This is a genomic window from Longicatena sp., assembly GCF_982403165.1.
Genome location: NZ_CEVYEL010000044.1, coordinates 1 through 21,354 on the forward strand (window position 1 = coordinate 1; position 21,354 = coordinate 21,354).

The 21,354-nt window shown below is 37.5% G+C and carries 18 protein-coding genes; 2 read left to right on the forward strand and 16 right to left on the reverse strand.

Annotation, left to right across the window (positions count from 1 at the left end; all coding sequences use genetic code 11):
• The first annotated feature begins 104 nt into the window (after positions 1-104).
• Positions 105-239, forward strand: coding sequence for a hypothetical protein (locus AC1VS3_RS09585; protein WP_412592575.1), 135 nt, complete (start codon positions 105-107; stop codon positions 237-239).
• Between the two features lie 356 nt (positions 240-595).
• Here AC1VS3_RS09585 and AC1VS3_RS09590 read toward each other — a convergent pair whose 3' ends face one another.
• From AC1VS3_RS09590 to AC1VS3_RS09665, 16 genes are all read right to left on the reverse strand, one after another.
• The gene (locus AC1VS3_RS09590; RefSeq protein WP_481275617.1) at positions 596-2,332 is read right to left on the reverse strand and encodes a hypothetical protein; all 1,737 of its coding nucleotides are present in this window, start codon (positions 2,330-2,332) and stop codon (positions 596-598) included.
• Between the two features lie 20 nt (positions 2,333-2,352).
• A complete protein-coding gene (gene glf / locus AC1VS3_RS09595; protein WP_117548093.1) occupies positions 2,353-3,438 on the reverse strand; it encodes a UDP-galactopyranose mutase in 1,086 nt (361 codons plus the stop codon).
• Between the two features lie 12 nt (positions 3,439-3,450).
• Positions 3,451-4,896: a flippase gene (locus tag AC1VS3_RS09600; protein ID WP_117548092.1), complete on the reverse strand. Its 1,446-nt coding sequence runs from the start codon at positions 4,894-4,896 to the stop codon at positions 3,451-3,453.
• A gap of 19 nt (positions 4,897-4,915) precedes the next feature.
• On the reverse strand, positions 4,916-5,812 hold the full coding sequence (locus AC1VS3_RS09605; RefSeq protein ID WP_481275618.1) for a glycosyltransferase family 2 protein: 897 nt from the start codon (positions 5,810-5,812) through the stop codon (positions 4,916-4,918).
• A 23-nt stretch (positions 5,813-5,835) separates the two neighbouring features.
• Entirely contained in the window at positions 5,836-6,795 is a 960-nt protein-coding gene (locus tag AC1VS3_RS09610) for a glycosyltransferase family 2 protein (protein WP_008686996.1), read from the reverse strand.
• A complete protein-coding gene (locus tag AC1VS3_RS09615; protein WP_481275619.1) occupies positions 6,764-8,098 on the reverse strand; it encodes a hypothetical protein in 1,335 nt (444 codons plus the stop codon). Before AC1VS3_RS09615 ends, AC1VS3_RS09610 begins: the two co-directional genes overlap by 32 nt.
• A gap of 5 nt (positions 8,099-8,103) precedes the next feature.
• Positions 8,104-9,075, reverse strand: a complete 972-nt coding sequence (locus AC1VS3_RS09620) for a glycosyltransferase family 2 protein (RefSeq protein WP_481275620.1) — start codon at positions 9,073-9,075, stop codon at positions 8,104-8,106.
• Positions 9,050-9,847, reverse strand: a complete 798-nt coding sequence (locus tag AC1VS3_RS09625) for a hypothetical protein (protein ID WP_481275621.1) — start codon at positions 9,845-9,847, stop codon at positions 9,050-9,052. The genes AC1VS3_RS09620 and AC1VS3_RS09625 overlap by 26 nt, the downstream gene beginning before the upstream one ends.
• On the reverse strand, positions 9,840-11,006 hold the full coding sequence (locus AC1VS3_RS09630; protein WP_008686989.1) for a nucleotide sugar dehydrogenase: 1,167 nt from the start codon (positions 11,004-11,006) through the stop codon (positions 9,840-9,842). Before AC1VS3_RS09630 ends, AC1VS3_RS09625 begins: the two co-directional genes overlap by 8 nt.
• Entirely contained in the window at positions 11,003-11,773 is a 771-nt protein-coding gene (locus AC1VS3_RS09635) for a glycosyltransferase family 2 protein (protein ID WP_481275622.1), read from the reverse strand. Before AC1VS3_RS09635 ends, AC1VS3_RS09630 begins: the two co-directional genes overlap by 4 nt.
• A gap of 12 nt (positions 11,774-11,785) precedes the next feature.
• Complete coding sequence (locus AC1VS3_RS09640) at positions 11,786-12,481, reverse strand: sugar transferase (protein ID WP_008686985.1); 696 nt, start codon at positions 12,479-12,481, stop codon at positions 11,786-11,788.
• Positions 12,472-13,701 (reverse strand): DegT/DnrJ/EryC1/StrS family aminotransferase, encoded by a 1,230-nt coding sequence (locus AC1VS3_RS09645; protein ID WP_481275623.1) that lies wholly within the window; start codon positions 13,699-13,701, stop codon positions 12,472-12,474. Before AC1VS3_RS09645 ends, AC1VS3_RS09640 begins: the two co-directional genes overlap by 10 nt.
• Entirely contained in the window at positions 13,698-15,383 is a 1,686-nt protein-coding gene (locus AC1VS3_RS09650) for a polysaccharide biosynthesis protein (RefSeq protein WP_481275624.1), read from the reverse strand. The genes AC1VS3_RS09645 and AC1VS3_RS09650 overlap by 4 nt, the downstream gene beginning before the upstream one ends.
• Before the next feature lie 428 nt (positions 15,384-15,811).
• Positions 15,812-17,593 carry an ABC transporter ATP-binding protein gene (locus AC1VS3_RS09655; RefSeq protein ID WP_331866725.1) on the reverse strand — a complete coding sequence of 594 codons (1,782 nt, stop codon included), beginning with the start codon at positions 17,591-17,593 and terminating at the stop codon, positions 15,812-15,814.
• Positions 17,580-19,319: an ABC transporter ATP-binding protein gene (locus AC1VS3_RS09660; RefSeq protein ID WP_008979211.1), complete on the reverse strand. Its 1,740-nt coding sequence runs from the start codon at positions 19,317-19,319 to the stop codon at positions 17,580-17,582. Before AC1VS3_RS09660 ends, AC1VS3_RS09655 begins: the two co-directional genes overlap by 14 nt.
• A 381-nt stretch (positions 19,320-19,700) precedes the next feature.
• A complete protein-coding gene (locus AC1VS3_RS09665; protein WP_008686973.1) occupies positions 19,701-20,066 on the reverse strand; it encodes a sporulation initiation factor Spo0A C-terminal domain-containing protein in 366 nt (121 codons plus the stop codon).
• 244 nt (positions 20,067-20,310) lie between these two features.
• Between AC1VS3_RS09665 and AC1VS3_RS09670 the strand changes: the two genes are divergently transcribed.
• The gene (locus AC1VS3_RS09670) at positions 20,311-21,126 is read left to right on the forward strand and encodes a MerR family transcriptional regulator (protein WP_132225831.1); all 816 of its coding nucleotides are present in this window, start codon (positions 20,311-20,313) and stop codon (positions 21,124-21,126) included.
• Positions 21,127-21,354 lie beyond the last annotated feature (228 nt).

The window sequence follows — 21,354 nt, forward strand, 5'->3', positions numbered from 1 at the left end:
TTGCTATACAATTCTACTCTGTTATACAATAAAATTCAATCCCCTCTGCCCATAATACTTACTTTTTTATTTTTTATAGTACAGCTTTCGCCAATTGCTCTATCATGCATCATCGCTTGATACACACCAGTAAAAATGGTCGTTTGCATAATCGCCAACTATTTCATGACATGTTCACTGGTGGCTTTTCTCATATGGACAAAGAATCAAAGCAACCTGGTATCGTAGCCTATATGTAACAATGTATATGATTATAAATAAACGCCAAATTTCCATGATTTGGTGTTTTTTCTTACTTTTTAAGTTGTTTTTCTATAGTTTTAAAGCTATATAAAATCGTATACTTTATTGAACAAGAAAATATAAGTAATCTTAACCAGATGCTTCAAATTACATATACATTTATAACGCGAATTTTCTTTTCCGTCAACCTCAATTGGTAATATTTACCGTTTATAAAGTACTATAATTTCATACCATCTAAAATAAGCAATATTGAATTATACAAAAAAATGCTAAAAAAAGAATCATCCCTTCGTCAGATGATTCTAAATTGTATAGAAAATCCCTTTTTCAGGTAAGTACAGTACAACTTTTAATTTGCTTCGATTTTCAAAATTTGATAGCCATCAATTACAGCATATTGCGTCAATCGAGCAGTGGCATCGTAATGTTCCTTTATGAAGTTTAACATTTCTTCCTGATAAATATTCTCAATTAAATAGACATCTTTATCCAATAATTCTTCCATCGTACCTTTTAATTTATGTTCTTGCAGCCACTGCATCCGGCTTGGATGAAAACTATCAACACCAGCCAGATAGATCGCATTGTTAAACATGTTCGGTTCCATCACGAAGCGTGGATCATAATTCAAATACATTGTCTGTATTGTCGTTTGAAATCCTAAATAGTATATACGGTTAGGATGCTGCTGCATTTCTTGTAGTATTCCTTCTTGACGATTATCAATGAAGGAAGCACGATATTTTCCGACATGATTTTCCCAGGAATTAAACATCACGGCAAAATTTTGATGAGTATTAGGAAGAAAACTTGGAATATGCATCAATAGTAAAATAACGATGCCTGCCGGAAGGAAACGTTCTAATGGATAGGTGTGTTCCTGTGTTAAAAAATGATCATAGCACAAAATGCTGATAGCCAGGGATAAGAAGATGGAGTATTCTACCCGATACACCACACGCCCTTGATAGAAGATATAAATAAGCAAAACACCGGTTACTAAAACATTAGCAAAGATAAGCAGAAAAGAACGCGACTTTTTTATGAATACGGCAAGTCCGATAGCCAGACAGCCTAAGACACTGATGTACTTATCATATCTTTGTTTTAACATATTGTATCCGATACGTAAAATGCTTGGTGTATCCTGCAGGCGATGCGCTGCTACGATTTCACTCACTTGTTTCACATAGTCTGCATCATAGATCTGGGTATCGCCATAACCAAAATGAGCAAGATTATAAAAATCATTTTCAGATACCCCAATTGCGGATAAGTCATCTTTCAGATTCTGATAGCCATCCACGGGATAATCGGTGATGATTGCTCTGGCCTCATTGTATTCTTTATATGCTGCATAGTCAGGATGCATACTGGTAAATACTTTACTGCTGCCATAAACAAATGCATAACAGATGCCAAGTGTACACGCAAAGATAAAAAGAGGTTTTATCATTACTTTATAAGAACATTGGTTTTGTTTAAGATGGCGTAAAAATAACAAACAACATGTCAAAAACAGAAAGGCTACTGTAATATAAAAGCATTTATTGCGTATCATAGTGCCTATAAATACATAACAAGCTCCTAGAAGTAAACGTTTATACGATATATTTTTTTGTACGATTGCCGTAATCAAAAAGAAACATCCACATCCAATTGTCACCGTTGCTGTCTTTGTAAACTGCATGAGTTGATAAAGATCATTACTGAAAAAGCCAATAAACAACACTGCCAGCAACAGTGTGAACGAAGTTCTTTTCTTCTTCAAGATCAAATAAGTGATCCCCGTCAGTGACAGAAAGATCATTGCAACCTGGAAATAAAAATACCAGTTTAGGGAAGCATGCAACTTATATAATGTTGATAAAAATAAACCAATCAATGGATTCATAAACATTATATAAGGAGACGGTGTACCTGTATATGCGCCAGAGACCATGACTTCCATCATAAAGTCATCACTAACTTCATACTTCATAGTACCACTGATCAGATAACAGATCAGAAAAAGCGCATTGATAAGGAAAGCCAATTGAAAAGGAGTGATGTTTGCAAAATATGATGTTATTTTCTTTTTCTTCATATGCCATCCCTCCTCTTTTTTTATAAGTTTTCTGCTAATTTCAACGCTTTTTCCACAACGGCATCCATATTATAGTATTTGTACTCTGCTAAGCGACCGACAAATACTACATTTTTTTCTTTTTTCATCAAAGCTTCATACTGCTGATACTTCGCTAACCATTCTTTGGTTGGATAAGGATAATAAGGCTCATCTTTAAAGCATGGGTACTCTTTCATGATAGTCGTTTTCGCATGCGTTTGACCGGTTAATTTTTTAAACTCGGTAATACGGGTAAACGCATAATCGTTTGGATAATTAATGACAGCTGCTTCTTGATAAGAAGCTACATCTAAGGTTTCCATTTTAAAATCGATGCTTCGATATTTTAATTTCCCATATTTATATTGATAAAACGCATCAACTGGTCCGGTATAGATCAGTGTGTCGTAGGTGATCCCATCCAAGACATCACGATAATCGGTATTCAACAGAATATGGATGTGTTTGCTTTTCAGCATGTTCTCACACATCTTTGTATACCCCAGTCGCGGCATCCCTTGATATTGATCGGCAAAGTAACGCGTATCACGGTTAAAACGTAAAGGGATTCGGCTGATTACGGAAGTATCCAGCTCACTGGGATCTGTCCCCCACTGTTTGATTGTATAATTTTTAAAGAATTTTTCATAAATATCGCGTCCAACTTTATCCAAGGCAACATCTTCACTGGTCTCAATCTTCGTGCGTTTTTCTCTCTGCTGTTCGATGAATTGTGCAAATTCAAATACAGATAAATGCAAGTTATATAAACGATTAATCGTTTCCACACCAATCGGCATTGGCAATAAGCGGCCATCAACAAAGGATAACACATGGTGCTGATACTGAATCCACTCAGTAAAGTTACTTAAATAGTCAAATACTTCTTTATTATTCGTATGGAAAATATGTGGCCCATAGTTGTGGATCAGTATGCCATCTTCATTGTAACTGTCATAGACGTTACCTCCGATGTGATTGCGTTTTTCAATCAATAAAATATTTTTTTGATGACGTGCGGCCAAGCGCTCGGCCATCGTGATCCCTGCCAGTCCTGCACCGACAATCACATATGAATAGTTCATGGTCTTCCTCCTTTAGCTGCTTTTTACACGCAGCTTATCTTTTACTGTTTGCATGATGGTGTAAATATATTTATCTTTTAATATGAAAAGTATAACAAAATAAATAACGACACCTACGCTAATGATGAAAAGGGTATGCATGATACTTGGGGTTAAAAATACGCTTAACGCGTATACAACACCAAACATACAGGCTCCTACAAGCAGATAATGTCTATTTTCTTTCCATACTTTTTTAATATCAATATCCTCACGCACACAATATAATTGAAAAGCAGTAACCGATGCTTCGGCTATCACAGAAGCGATGGTTGCCCCCATGGAAAGTAATCCTGGAATCAGTAAGAGATTACATATTAAATTGACGATAGAGCCCATGATGGTTGATAAGGTATAGGCTTTTTGTCTTCTGGTAGGCAATAGGAATTGAATACCGATCACATTACTGATACCGATAAAGACAATGATAGGTGCCGTCATCATCACCAATGGTATACTTGCCATAAATTTCTCACTGAGAAACCAAGGGACAAGATTAGGTGCGATGCCCATGATGCCGAACATAATCGGTACCGCAATCATCATAACAAAATGCAAGGATTGATAAATGTATTCTTTAATCTTATGCATATCATGATCCGCAAACAGATTGGATATCCGCGGCAGCATCACTGTTCCTAAGGAAGTGACAATCGTCAGTGCTAATTTTACAATTTTTTGTGCTTGTTCATAATATCCGATTTCTTCGGTATTGCCCGTTAACACCTCAATCATCGTGCGATCCAATACCGTATAAATGGAAACGGCAATTTGGGGGAAAAACAGAATCAGTGTTGGTTTTACATGTTTCCCTATTTCTAACTTCACATGATCAAGTTTAACTATGTAGTTGGGCAATGCAATCCACATGCTTAGATTACCGAAGAGAAGGGATAAAGATTGAATCAAAATATACAACGGCAGATCTTGTGGCGACTTTATGAAAGCAAACACACATATGATGCTGATAAAGCGCACCGTAATATTTCTTGCGATAATTTTCTTAAAGTTTTCTAATCCCTGATAAAAATAATTAATATCAAACACATTTGCAAATATATCAATCATCTGAATATAGAATAAGGAACGATATTCATCAAAGGTTTGGAAAACGATGAAATAGATGCCTAAACTAAGCGCTATACTAATCACCTTTAACAGGATCAATTCATATAAAATCTTTGTTCTTTGCAACGCATCATTTTGATGGTAAGCAATCTCTCGTTGCCCATACAATCCTAAACCGATACATCCTAATAAAGTGAAGTAAGTAACGATGGATTGTGTGAAGCTGTAAGTACCAATCGCCTTGGCACCTAATACCCTTGATATATAGGGTGTCGTAATAAGCGGAAGGGCTATGAGTAACAGCTGATAACCTAAATTGAAGATATAATTCATTTTTACACTTTTCTTCATAAGTTATCTCCTTTTCATTCTACTCAATATATTCTATTTCCGGATGAAATTTTTTACGCTGATGCATGCTTTTGCATAGGATCCTTATCTTTTTCCCTTTTCCTTTTCCCTTACTTTTAAGTATTCTGACAATTTCTAAAAATGTCCGATAGTAAAACAGCAACATATTCAGCTTACCGCCTTCTAGCTTTTTTACATAATACATGTTTCGATACGCATAATTGTAGCGAAACAAACGATCACTGGATTCTGCTACGATATCGGTAGGGGTATTGCTGAGCATCTTATGGATGACCTTGCTGCGGGCAACAAAATAGCATGGATACTGTAAAGAGATGCGTTTGGTATACTCCGCATCATCCCCCCAAATAAAAAACTCTTTGATGGGAAGGCCTACCTTCTTAACGACACGCGATGGGAGAAAGCAGGATACAAATGAGCATTGTTTTACCTTTACGATGCCGTTTTCAAGATATGCACTGTCCTGTATCCAATTCTCATCTATGTTAGGAACATTCATGGCACAAGCACTGCCATCAATCCATCTTACATCGCTGCATAAAAAACCAAAGTTCCCTTTAAGGATTTCTTTCGCCTTCAACAATTCATCCAAGGCATTCTTTTTGACCATGGTATCATCATCCATGATCCAAACATAGTCATAGCCTTTTTCAACGCCCATTTTAACCCCTAATGAAAAGCCGCCGGCGCCTCCCAAATTTGCTCCTGTATTGTGATACAGGATGTTATCCTTTTGTAAATAGTCAACGATATATTCTTTGGTGCCATCTGTACTTGCATTATCAATGATCAGGATGTCGAACTTGACGTTTTGCTGATGCAACAGATGCTCCAATGCCTCTTTTAATAATTTCTTTCGGTTATAGCTTACAATAACCGCAATAATTTTATCCATACCCTGCTCCTTTATCTTTAACATTATACCATTTTATTTTTAAGATGAAATAGGCGTCGGGCAATTCCCAGGTGATTTTGTTTGATTGCCTTACAGATGCTTTGATACAATTTACTGCGTTTCAGATAATAAGGATTCTTTTCCCAATTCGGAAAAAGATCATTCATATAATGAACAAACATCGCCATTTCTTCCTTTTTATGATGTGGTAACAGCCGTTCACCACTTTGATAAATAAGATTACTGATGCATATGTATTCAACTTCATCATGGTATCGCTGTATATCAAGCTGTTCTAGCATATAGGCAATGGCTGTTTTCATATCAAGCATCTTTGGATGATACATCTGCTGATTCATGATCGAATTGGTTCGTTGGCGATAATAATACAGCGGTTGCTGAAGATAATAGATGCGTTTCGCAAAATTGATGTACGCCCCAGTCGTTGCCCGATCTTCATACCAAATACCTTTAGGAAATGTGATGTGATGTTGTTTATACGCTTCTGTTTTGACAATTTTATTCCATGCGGTCGGCTGCGTAAGCAAATATTGTCGATCACTTATAAAACCAGAATCACTGGCAAGCATGGTCACTGCTTTTTGTTGATGCTCATCAAAGGAAATATAATCATATAGCACAACATCTGCCTGCGTCTTTTTTAAACATGTGAACAGTGCGAAGCAGGCATCCTCTCGCAAATAATCATCACTATCTAAAAACATTAAATAGGTTCCTTTCGCAAAGCGTACCCCATAATTGCGGGCATCACTTAAGCCCCCATTTGTTTTTCGATGATATTCAAATATATCAGGATACAACATTGTATAGTGTTTTGCAATTGTTTGTGAATGATCACTGCTTCCATCATCTACAATGATTGCCTGCAGCATGATCTCGTTGCTTTGTTGGATGATGGAATCCAAACAATCCTTGAGATATCGTTCTACATTATAGACCGGAATTATGATGGAAATATCCATAGGTTTCACCGCTTTTCTTTCTTTCCTTCTGATAGGTGATAAGCAAAGCCACACCAAATAGAATAGAAATGATCGGGCAAATGCTTTCCCCCTTCATTTCATAAATGATAAATAAAATAGGTAATAAGAGCAGAAGTCTATGCAAATGCACCGGTAAACAGCGCTTATATTCAAACAATAAACTACCTAGCAAAGTATAGCGAAGCATTTGAAAACCAATGCCGCCAAATAAAACAGCACGGAAAAGGCCTACATCTGTTCCCATATAATATAATCCATCCGCATCCGTATAATAGCCATCACCTAGCAAAAGCGTCTTACCATTTGGTGTAAAATACATTTCTTTTAGCGATTGAGTAGATGTTGTGGAAAAACTGCCTTGCTCAGAATAATTGATGAAGGATTGAAAAACCCATCGCAGCCATATACGCACTTGTTCGGATAAGAGAAAGGCTATGGAAAGCATACCGCAAGTTATCACCATCATAAGCAATAAGCGTTTCCACAGCATTCGTTTTTTCATCCATAAAACAACAAAAAGCAGAAACACATAGATAGCTGTTACAGCGATTCCGATACGACCATAGAAAAAGTTTCCAAGGATAACGATCATCAATAAGATCGTATGGAAAGTAAAACTTTGTTCCTGTTGCAAATAAATGATATAGCACAGAAACATAGCAGCCAAGGAACAACGCAAGGTATAGGTAAAGCCGGAAAACCCACACCATCCAAATCTTGTGATATACGATGGTAAATAAGCTAATCGAATCGTATTTTCATCCGCCTTATTCAATTGCAATAAAAGATCACGCAAACCAGGAATCGCAATGATCACACACGTGCCCAAGATATACATACAGGTTGCTAACACAAAGTATTTCATAAATAAAAGATAATCTCCTTCAGGAGAAATGTAGCGGATAAAAATAAGAAAGAGAAACAGGATTTTCAGCCCTTCCTTACCAATCTGCAAAATGCGAATCAAAAAGTAAGAAAAATCATATGTCTGATAAAGACAAGGCAATACCAAACTAAGCAGTGCCATGAACATGATGGCACCCAAATAGTACTTTAAACAGCTTCGCATACAGATACGAATACAATCTATGACCCACTCATAATGATAGCACAGATAAAGAAAAGGAATGCCATAATACAGCAGATAGCATAGCCATTCGATATCTTCCCATACGGTACTGTAATAAAAGAGTGTTGACAGTAACAGATAGCCAAGATTGATCTTTTTCAGCTCTTTCATCCTATCTGTTTTTGTCCACCATGCTCTTAACGCATTCATCATATGCTTTACCCCTCCTTATGAGGATGTATCTTGCAATACATGCGATCACTTATGGTAAATAAACAGACCTTCGCCTTGTTTTTTAATGATTTTGCTTTCCCTTTAACAAATTGCTTATTGCGTATGCCATCATATGCCGATTGATAAACACCGGCTTTGGCATACATATATAAATATTTTTCCAACAGACTTTCCATCAGATAAGAGCGCAATGGCGCTTCTTCTTTTTGATAGATAAGCGATAATTCCGTTAGGGTTTCATAAAGATCTTTTACGTTTTTATATAACTTTTTATTCGTCGTAATTGAATTTTCTCGTATCATATAACGATAATAACAATGATCAATGGCAATGATGGAAGCAGCCTTTAGAAAAGCTCTTGGAGTGAACTGTTCATCTTCATGTAAGATACCGCTTTTAAAGGTCAATGCATTTTCCAAAAGAAAGGCTCTTCGATACACATTCATTACCGCTGCCATATGCATACTGTGATGTTTTAATTCTTGTAGTAAAAAAGTCCTGCCATCCATTTCTTCATACAATCGCTGATGGCTGTGTCTGCAATAGCTTTGCGTTGTGGAAGTGATGATGTTCATATCCGTGACAATGATATCATAGGAATGCTGTTTGATGATTTCATACAATGGAAGAAAGGCATTGGTTGCTAAGGCATCATCCGAGTCTAAAAAGAGAATATAGCTGCCTTTTGCCTTTGATATGCCCTTATTGCGTGCCATGGACAATCCCTGATTGGATTGATGAAACACCCTTACCTGCTCATATTGTTGTGCAAGCTGATCACATAAATCACCTGAAGCATCCACAGAACCATCATCAATCAAAAGGATTTCATAGGCCTCCACAGGAAACGCTTGCTGCAGCACACTGGCAACACAGTTTTCCACATACTTCGCTGTATTATACACCGGGATAATGATCGAAAAGACAAGGTTATTGCATTCTTCGTTTTCGCTCATCTGCGACACCTCGTTTCATTGTTTTCACTAGATAGCCAATTGTCTTGTCATACGTTTTATGATGACGTAAGGCATCCTGTAAAATTAAAAAAGGATAAAATCTTCTGCTCATAACATAATATAGCAATCCTTTATCTAAAAAGTATTTTTCATCATAGCCGTGAAACCAAGAGGATGCTCTTACCTCTGTCAAAATCGCAATCGTTATGGGCAGCGCATAAATATGCAAGCCAGCTTTTAAACAACTGTTTAAAAATAACGTATCTTCGCCATGCGCATGGGCACAACCACCCCCAAAACAAAGATTGAATAAAATGCCTCTGGTCTGTATGCTTGTTCTTTTAACAGCCATGCGAGCAGCGCCAAAACGCATGAAGTTAAAGTAATTGACTTTAAATGGCTTTTGAATTTTATATCTGCTTGATGTTTCTTCCTCTAAATTAAAGAGGATGACATCCGCATCCGGATATGTTTGAAATGCATCCTTAACTATGTTTTCATATCCATCCACATAGACCAGATCATCATCACCAAATAAACAATACTCTGCCTTAGTTCTCATCAATAAGTTATTTCGATTCAATCCGACACCGCGTTCATTAAAATTGTATACAATATATGAACCTCCCGATGCTTGAATGGTATCGATGCGATTTACTTCACACTGATTTCCGATACACGCTGCACTTTGTATATGCATTTGCTGCAACAATGCTTCTGGATTTTTACAATTCACGGTCGTGATTAACACTTCCACTTTTTTATCACTCATCGCGGCCATAAATATCTCTTGTATACACCTTTTCTTTTACATCTTGCAGCTTTTCATCTAAACGGTTGACCACAATGACATCGCTCATCGCTTTAAAGCGTTCTAAATCACGTTCTAGCGGTAATCCATGCAGCTTACTTTCTTGCATCGTTGGCTCATATATCAAAATATCAGCATGTTCTCTTAATAATTCAATCACATCAAAGATGGCAGATTTGCGGTAATTATCAGAATCTTTCTTCATCGTCAAACGATAAATGCCAATCGTTTTCGGATGTTTTTGAAGAATTCTATTGGCGATATGATGTTTTCTTGTATCATTGGCATCGACAACAGCCGTAATGATATTGTTTGGTACACCAGCAAAGTTTGCTTTTAATTGTTTGGTATCTTTTGGCAGACAGTAACCACCATAGCCAAAAGATGGATTGTTATAATGATTCCCGATGCGTGGATCTAAACCGATGCCATGAATGATCTGCTGAGTATTCAACTGATTGATTTCACAATAGGTATCGATTTCATTAAAAAATGCCACACGCATTGCCAAATAAGTATTGGCAAATAATTTAATTGCTTCGGCTTCGGTAGGCTGAGTTAAGAGCACCGGCACATCCTTGACACAAGTGCTTTCTTTCAACAGTTCCGCAAAAATCCTTGCTTCTTCGCTTTGCTCTCCCACAACGATACGTGATGGATATAAGTTATCATACAAAGCTTTGCCTTCGCGTAAAAATTCAGGAGAAAACAGAATACGTTGCGTCTGATATTTTTCTCTGACTTTTTTGACATATCCTACCGGTATCGTTGATTTGATAACAATGCTGCCATGTCGGTTATATGCGAGTGCCTCTTCGATTACACTTTCAACGGCACTTGTATCAAAGTGATCTTGTTGATCATCATAATTGGTCGGTGTTGCAATGACAATGTAATCAGCATCACGATAGGCCTCTTGCGCATCATTGGTTGCTCTTAAATGCAATTCTTTTTCTTGAAAATAAGTTTCCATTTCTGCATCTTTAATCGGCAATATGCGATGATTGATCATATCCACCTTTTCCGGAAGAATATCATAAGCAACTACCTCATGTTTTTGAGATAAGAGAACCGCAATGGAAAGTCCCACATATCCCGTACCGGCAACGGCAATCTTCATAGTCTGATCTCCCTCCTTTTTTTATTATAAAAATAAACAAAAACATTACAAATTGTATAATACAGGCTCTTTATTGCATGATAGTTCATGATGTTACGATACAGACGATAATGATACTTCAGCAATTTTACTTTTGATCCTGAAGATAAGGAACGTTCAACAATGCGATAGTACGCTAAGTCCTCATCCAATAAACGACCCCATTGGCATTTTTCTAATATTTTCAGCCATAATGCATCATCATTGCGTTTATCTAATCGCTCAATTTGAATCAAGCCTACTGCTTTGGCATGATACATGACACTTAAACAACCGATGGAGCAGCCTAATAAGGCTCTATGAAAGGAAAGTTTTTCTGGTGCGATCCTGCGAATATGTAACGCTTGTCCTGCTTCATCTATTAAGGAATAATGGTGATAACAAAAGGCTACTTGCGCTTCTCTCATAAAAGCCAGTTGCTTTTCAAGCTTCTCTGGTTTCCATAGATCATCTGCATCCAGAAATGCGATATAGGCTCCCTTCGCTTCCCTTATTGCCTTATTGCGGGCAAGGGATGCTCCACCTTTTTCCGGTAATATGAAAAATTTGATTCGGGCATCTTGGGCTGCAAATGCCTTTACGATTTCTACCGTATTATCCGTAGATAAATCATCGACAATGAGCATTTCCCAATGTTCATATGTTTGCGCCTGTACGCTTTTAATTGTTTCTGCTATAAAGTTTTCTCCATTGTAGGTTGGCGTTACAATGGATATCAAATCTTTCATATTACTCACCCTTTACTTCTTACATACCGCAATGATCGTTTGAAAACATAATTGTAAATCATAAAAAAAACTGAATTTTCTTAAATAATCTAAATTGTATTGCATCTTTTTAGGTAAAATAACGCTTTGATAAGCCTTATCTATTTCCTGCTCACTATACGCAGATAATATCTTTTCTTCATCTTTGAAGCGAATACTTGCTAATGAGGTAATACCTGCCGGCATTAATAAAGTCGCATACATCTCCTCGTCATAGCATTCCACATACTTAAGAACTTCGGGACGTGTACCCACAAATGTCATATCACCTTTTAAAACATTCACCAGCTGTGGCAATTCATCCAAACGATATTTTCGTATCTTTTTTCCTATTTTGGTAATACGCATATCATTTTGCGTAGTTACCAATGCTCCCATTTGCTCACCATGATCTGTCATCGTACGAAATTTATATATGGTAAATGGTCTATAGAACTGTGTTATGCGTGTTTGTCGATATAAAACAGGACCACAAGAATCCCTTTTAATTAAGATCGCCAGGATCAAAAAGAGCCAAGATAAAACAACAAGCAGCACGACTGACAGACAAATATCAAATACTCTTTTCCATAGCAGACTTGCTGTTTTCTTTTTTATTATATCATAATAAGGCAATACCTTATCATTCTTCATCTTCTCAGGCAAATCCTCCCATTGCTTTAACCGCATGTATATTCCTCCAACACCTCTTTATAATTGCGGATAATATATTCCACCTGCCCATCCTGTAAAGAACTATATAGAGGCAGGGTGATTTCATTTTCATACAATTCACATGCATTTGGATAATCTTCCCTTTTAAAACCTAAATGCTGATAGGCGCTTAACATTGGCAATGCCTTATAATGCACATTGCAGCTGATTCCCCTTTCAGCCATTGCCATAATAATCTCATTGCGCTGTTGTTCACGGATGCCTTTGATTCTTGTTATATATAAATGTCCGGAGGATTGATGATTGGCATCCTTATGATTTAATAAGAAAATGTTTTCACTTTTTAAGTGTTGATTATAATATTGAATGATTTCATGTCGGCGTGCCAACATTGCATCATAGCGACGTAATTGCGCTAACCCTAATGCCGCATGCAAATCCGTCATATTACATTTAAATGTCGGCGCAACAATATCATATTCCCAAGCACCTGATTGATTTTTATGCAATGCGTCCTTCGTCTGCCCATGCAAAGACAATAATTGATATTGCTGATAAATCCACGCATCCGCAAAACCAGGCACCGGTTTCCAAGTGACAGCTCCTCCTTCCGCAGTCGTTAAATTTTTAACCGCATGAAAGGAGAATATTGTAAAATCTGCCCAATTCCCTGCTTTTTCACCCTTTTTCACTGCCCCAAAACCATGTGCACAATCCGCTATGATGATGGGTTGTGTAAATGCTTTTTGGATAGGCGTGCTTGGCGTATAATAGTGGCGGACTTTCGCTATTTCTTCATAAAGTTTTTCATAGTCACATAAGACACCACCCAAATCCACAGGAATGATGGCTTTTGTCTTTTCATTCACAGCCGCTGCAACACGGGCATAATCCATTTCAAAGCTATCTTTGGCCATATCGATCATAACTAAAGTAGCACCGACATGACAAATTGGGCTACAGGTTGCGGTATACGTATAGGCGGGAACGATAACTTCATCTCCTGGACCTATCCCTAATAAATATAAGGTCATTTCTAACGCGGATGTCGCTGAATTCAAACAGACAGCACGCTTTGTTTCACAATATGCAGCAATTCCCTTTTCCAATTCCTTTGTTTTCGGACCGGTCGTAATCCAGCCTGATTTCAACGTATCAATTACTTCCTTTATTTCACTTTCCGTAATATCGGGTGGTGAAAATGGAATATTCATTTTTTTCAAGTTCTCATTCATACATTTTCCATTCCTTCATTCGCAATGACGTTTAACATAACCTCGCGATATTGCTCCTTGCTTAAATTATCGAGTAACGCTTTGCTTAACGTTTTTAATTTTTCTTCAACTTCTTCTTTCGTGATTCCCATCACATTGTTTTTAAATATTAAATCGTTTTTCGTTTTTACGGTTACTTCTCCATCCAACCGCAATTCTTCAAACATCTTTTCCCCAGGACGCAGTCCTATCTCAATGATATCAATATCTTCATAAGGACGCAACCCGGACAGGCGAATCATTTTCTCTGCTAAATCCAATATTTTTACCGGTTCTCCCATATCTAAAACAAAAATTTCCCCTTTATCCGCATAAAAACCGGCCTGTAACACCAGTTGCGCAGCTTCTGGTATCGTCATAAAATAGCGAATGATCTTTTTATCGGTAATGGTAAGGGGACCGCCTTCCGCTATCTGCTTTTTGAAAATAGGGATGACAGATCCATTAGAGCCTAATACATTGCCAAAACGCACAGCTGCCATTTTGGTGATACCATTATCACCATAAGCCTGTGTGATCATTTCCGTCATGCGTTTTGTCGCACCCATGACATTTGTTGGATTTACCGCCTTATCTGTACTAATCATGATAAAGCGTGAAACCTTATTTTTTATACACACCTGAATGAGAGAATGGGTGCCAAACACATTGTTTTTTATAGCTTCTTGAGGACGTGTTTCCATAAGGGGCACATGTTTATGTGCGGCAGCATGAAAAACAACATTGGGCTCATATTGCTTAAATAGCTCATCCATCGCCGTATAATCACGAATCGAGGCAATCAGCGATATGATTTCAATCTTATCATTTAGTTTACCATGCATGCGATTGCGGTTAAATTCCTGTTCCAACATATAAAGGGCATTTTCATTGATATCAATCATCAACAGACGAGCAGGTGAAAACTTTACGATCTGCCGACATAATTCAGAACCGATAGAGCCGCCTGCACCTGTCACGGCAATCGTGCGATTGGTGATATAAGAACCAATTTCTTCTTGTTCTAAATGGATTTCTCCACGGCCTAGTAAATCCTCAATGGAAATATCTTCAATTGGATACGCTTTTTCATCATCTTCTAATAATGTTTCCGCTTCTTTCATGATCTTTGTTTTTAATTTCAAAGACTGGCAGATATCGTTCATGCGTCGAATTTCTGCTTTCGATGCACTTGGTATTGCGATATATGCTTCATTCACTTTATATTTATTGACGATTTCCGGTAAATCATACGTACTGCCTAATACGGTATATCCGCTAATCATCTTATGTACTCGCTGATCATCCACAAAGCCTACGACATTCGCATGCATTTTATCATTTTGTAAAATTTCTTTTAATAATATATAACCACCATCGCCTGCCCCTATGATAATGACATTTTTCTTAGGCTCTTCACTTTTTGCCGTATATCTTCTTAACAGACGATATCCTAAACGCACATTAAACATCATTAGGATTGTTAATAATCCAGCCACAAAGACCACACTGATATAAAATCGGTTGATGGAAGTCAATAGGATGAAAATAATTAAGACAATACTTGCACAAATCACAGATAGACTAATACGAAACGTCTCAATCAAGCTAATGTATTTCCATAAACTCTTATGAATCTTAAATGCAAAAAAAACTAATGGCATAGACGATTAAAATAACAAACAGAGCCATTAGAACTTTCATTATATCTATTTGACCGACAGAATCAAAGTCAAAATCAATTTTAGACCAATAAGCTAAAAAAAAGGAAACGACTACGATAAACAAATCTACCATGCATAATACGAATTCACGATGTTTTATATAAAAAGGATTCTCAAATATAATATCCAGCATATAAACACTCCTTCTTAATGCATTTATATATACATAACCTATAGTATTATAATACTTAATATAATAACTTGCAATCATTTTTACGATTGTAAATAGGAAGACAGGAATGGGCTAAAAAGTCCATTCCTGTTGTAAGATTAAGAATAAATGTTTGAAATCATGTTCATTTTTAGGCTTACGATGATCTAAAGCGTCTAGCGGATATGCAAAAGATGGTAGTAAGCATACCTTTCTATTATTCCTGTTGAGCAAACTGTGCATTGTATAATTTCTCATAAAACCCTTGTTTTTTCATCAATTCCTCATGCGTTCCCTGTTCCACGATATCCCCATGTTGAATGACTAAAATCAAATCCGCATTGCGAATCGTACTTAAGCGATGGGCTATCACAAAGCTGGTTCTTCCCTTCATCACCTTGCGCATAGCATCCTGCAACATTTTTTCCAAACGGGTATCGACACTAGAAGTCGCTTCATCAAGAATTAATATCTTAGGGTCTTTTAAGATGGCTCTGGCAATCGTAAGAAGCTGTTTTTCACCTTGTGAGATATTATTCGCTTCTTCATTGATAATACTATGGTAACCATCTGGCAAGGTGCGAATAAAGTGGTGGACATTGGCCATTTTTGCCGCATCGATGATTTCATCCTTACGGGCATCTAAGCGACCATAACGGATATTATCATAAATAGATCCCTGAAATAACCAAGTATCCTGCAACACCATCCCAAATAAGGAACGTAATTCACCACGTTTCATATCACGAATATCCATACCATCAATCTGAATACTGCCGCCTTTTACATCATAAAAACGCAGCAGCAGATTGATCAAGGTCGTCTTACCGGCGCCGGTCGGACCGACAATGGCAACCATTTGTCCATGCTTCACTTGGATATTCAAATCCTGCATCAGTGTTTCTTCATGATAACCAAAGTTCACATGTGAGAAACAAACATCTCCGCGAATTGTTGACACATCTTTTGTCACAACTGCTTCTGGTACTTCTTCCTCTTCTTCTAAAATATCTAACACACGCCCGATGGCCGCAAATGCCGATTGCAATTGAGAAGATAAGGATGATACTTGAGATAAAGGATCATTTACCTGCCATATATAACGGATAAAGGCCTGTAATTCACCGGGATCAAAATGCCCAGCCAAAGAACGCAAAGTTCCCATAATGGCGATCACACCAATCACAATATACGTAACCAAAGAGTTTAATGGTTGGATTGCACTGGACACAAATTGTGCCTTACAGGCATTGTTACGTAATTCTTCATTTAAACGTTTAAATTCATCAATCGATGCTTCCTGTCGATTGTATAAGAGGATTTCATTATAACCGGTATACATCTCGGTAATTGCCCCATTCAAATTCCCCAAAGCATTTTGTTGTGCCGCAAAACGTTTCTGCGAATGGCGAACAATCGTAATGGTGATAAGCAGCATCCCCGGTATGATCAATACTGCCGTACAAGCCATGACTACATTCAAACGAAACATCATAACAAGGGCTAATAAGATGGTTAACACACCGGAAATGATCTGCGAAAAGCTTTGTTGAAAAGCATTGGATATCGCATCTACATCATTGGTAATACGGCTTAAGATATCGCCATAATGATGAGAATCAAAATAGCGCACAGGCAATTTCCGTATCTTATTTTGCAAAGCATCACGTAAATCCTGCATAGCATTTTGGATGGCATTGGTCAAATAAATAACACTTAATGCCTGGCCAATCGTTTTAACAAGATAAACGCCTACTAAGGTTACCATGATGGAGAGGATGCGCTCAAAGCTTATCGCCACATGCTGTAGATCACTTGCTCGTTTCACATCGGCATATAACACTGAGGTAATATTTCCTTCAATGGAAGGGGCGATGACCATCCCTGCCGTGGATACGACAATCATGAGAATAGCAAAGAGGAAGGCCCTTTTATAGGGAGCCACAAAGGCTCCAATACCACGTAAGGAATCTAGGAATTTTCGTTTAGTCGTCTTCATATGCCAATTCCTCCTCACTTAGCTGTGATAAAGCAATTTCATGATAAATCGCACAGCTTTTTAATAATTCGCGATGCGTACCGATACCAACGACTTCTCCTTCATTCAGCACGACGATACGATCTGCATCCATGATGGAAGAAATACGCTGTGCCACGACCATGACAATAGCATCCCTTGTTTCCTTCTTTAACTCTTTCCGTAATGTTGCATCTGTCTTAAAATCAAGAGCGGAAAATGAATCATCAAAAATATAGATATCCGGTCTTCTGATTAATGCTCTGGCAATTGATAATCGCTGTTTCTGACCACCGGAGACATTGGTTGCCCCTTCACTGATTTCTTCCTTCAAACCATGTTCTTTTTCCATGATAAAATCATATGCCTGTGCTACTTTTATCGCATGAAGAATCTCTTCTTCACTGGCATCTGGCTTGCCAAAACAGATATTATCTTTGATGGTTCCGGAAAACAACATCGCTTTTTGCGGAATAACCCCTAATTTTGCACGCAGAGCAAACACATCATAATCCTTGACATCAACTCCATCGATACGAATCTGTCCCTCACTCACATCATAAAACCGTGGAATCAGATTAATCAACGTACTTTTTCCACTTCCCGTACTCCCGATAAAGGCAATCGTCTCTCCCTTTTGGGCCGCAAAACTGACATGTTTTAAAACCGGCTCTTCTCCATCCGGATATACAAAGGTCACATCATCAAAGACAATGCTGCCTGCTTCATTGCCTTGGCAAACCCCCTGTTTGGGATTTTGTATCAAAGGCTTTGTCGTAAAGACTTCCGTAATACGTTTTGCACTTACCTCTGCTCTTGGATACATCATGAAAACCGTGCAAAACAGCATGATTGAGAACATGGCATGGAATAAATAATCCATGAACGCTACCAGTTGCCCGACTTGCAGATTACCATCCGCAATCAAAAGACTTGCCACATAGAAAATGCATAAGCCTGCAACATTCATCAGCATAAAGAAAATCGGTGAGGTCAACGACATCAGCTTAAATAGTTTTTTTGAATAACCGGTAAAGTCATGGTTACATGCATTAAAACGTTCTTGTTCATATCCATCGTTATCGAAACTGCGAATCACGCGAATACCACTCAGATTTTCCCGTGAAATCCGATTGAGTGTATCTAAAGAGCGCTGTTGCTTTTCACTGATTGGCTTAGAAATCTTAGCGACGATAAACACTCCGAAAATAATCAGTGGAATCGTTGCCGCAATAATACCGCTTAATGGTAACGATGCTCTAGCGGTCATGATAAAGCTGATAATAAACATCACCGGTGTCATAAGCGCTGTACGCAACAATACATTAACAAACATCTGAATCTGAAATGCATCATTGTTTGTTCTGGTGATCATACTGGATATTCCAAACTGATTAAATTCATGAGCCGTAAACTGCTGCGCTTTGCGAAAGATATCATTACGGATATCTCTTGTGATCGCCGTCGATATTCTTGCACAACAATAGCCTAAAAGAATTGTTCCGGCTACCCCCAGAATGGAAATTATCAGAATGACAAGTCCCATCTGATAGATATAATCTTGATCCTGCTGCATGACGCCGACATCGATCATTTGTGCGACGATTGTTGGTATTCCCAGTTCTACCAAGGCAAAGCCAAAGACTGATAATACATTGATAAAAAACAGCAGCTTATAGTTTTTTAAATAATGTAATATTAATTTCATGTCACCCCTTCTTTCCTTTATAAGCTTTATCATCATAAACTATAAGGTTACCTTATAGTCAAGTCTTTTTTCATGGATTCGCTCATCTTCTCTTCCTTTTTCATCATCCTCCTTCCTCTTGTTCATGCAATTTTCATCCGTTTTTTTCCTCTTATTCATCCTTCATTAGCATTGTTATCCTATAGGTTCGTTTCTTTCTTCATCTCTTTCCGAAAATAGCCGTTCAATTATTTTTCGAAAAAAAAGCAGTAAGCAAAGCCTCTTTCTTTCGTATACACCCTCTTGCGAACCCCCCCTATTTCTAGTATAATGGCAAACAAAAAGCAGCAATGCACTTACAATAGCGAAATAGTGCATCACTGCTGGTCTTTGTCTAGTATCTTACATATGCTTAATGTTTAAATAATCCACCAAAAGAGCAATAAACTCCTTGTTTGTAGGACGAGCTTTACGGCCGTCAATCGTGTTATGAAAAATACGCATGATTTCTTCCGTGTTGCCGCGTAGCCAAGTAATTTCAATAGCAGCACGGATCACGCGTTCTACGCTTTGCATAGAAGTTTGATGGCGCTCTGCAATTGTTGCGTATACACCATCCATCATATGGTCTAGCAATGAAGCATCATGATAAACCATATGTATAGCTTCCCTTACGTAATAAAAGCCTTTGACATGTGCAGGCATTCCAATATCGCGAAGGACATCAGTAATTTCCATTATAATTGCTTTTTTTGTTTCTTTGATCATTCTATGTTTCCCCCTCGTATACGCTAGACAAAGACCAAAGTTACTATATGAATTTTAAGGTATAAATAAAAGTCGATATACGTCGATTATTGAAATTTCCAGAAAATCAATTTTTCATTATACATATACCGTAACTATCCCTATATCTGTAACTATTTATAGCCACTTTCGGGATATTGACGTCCTTTGACACTTATACTATCATATACAAAAGAGCAAAGTTCAGCGCGAATGGAGTAGAATTATGAAGAAAAAGAAGAATTATTTAACAGCCGGAGAATTTGCGAAAATCTGTGGAGTAGCCAAACATGTCTTATTTCATTATGATGAAATTCATCTGTTTCAACCGGCTTATAGAGATGAGCATGGCTATCGCTATTACTCGTATCATCAATATGACACCTTTTTGGTTATTACCAATCTGAAAAAGATGGGGATGTCTCTTTCGGCTATTCGAATCTATCTGAAACAACGTGATCCGCAAATGTTTTTACGTTTGTTAGATGAAAAATATGCGGATATTGATTCACAAATCGCACAGCTGGAAAGCATTAAGCGCATGATGAACTGGATGCAGCAAGCAACAACTTCGGCACTTGCACATCAGCATGATGAAATCGGTGTCGTCACATTGCCAAATGCCACTTTATTATGTAGTAAGGACATGGAAAACGCCACAGATCGCAGTTTCGCCAATTATATGGAAGAATATATTCACTTTGTGAAAGAGCATCATATCGCTGTTCAAGAAAGTGTCGGTACGATGGTCAGAATTGAAAATATCCGCAAACAGGATAACTTTAATTTTTCCTATCTCTATCAGATCGTTGCCGAATATGACCATCAACAATTAAAAAAACGCGCAAGGGGTAACTATTTATGTGGTTGGCATAAAGGCAGTTATCAATACATTCAGCAAACATATGATAAGATGCTGGCCTACGCAGATAATAAAGGATATGTGTTAGGTGAATTTGCCTATGAAGAATATCTGATTGCTGATATTGCACAGCGTGAAGAAGATGGCTATGTAACGAAAATATTATTGGAAATTCTATAACTTGTTAAATCATATTTTGTCTCATAGAAGTTACACATGCCAACATGAGAAATAAACGAAGAAGCTACTATTAAGCTAACAGTGAAGGATCAGCAAACAAAACGCGCAAAAAAACAGCACATATTTTGTGCTGTCTTGATAACAAATAGTAAGCAGAGAATGCTAGTATCATCCTAAGCATTCCTATTCAATTATTATATATAGAAAGATATCCTACTCGTATTATAG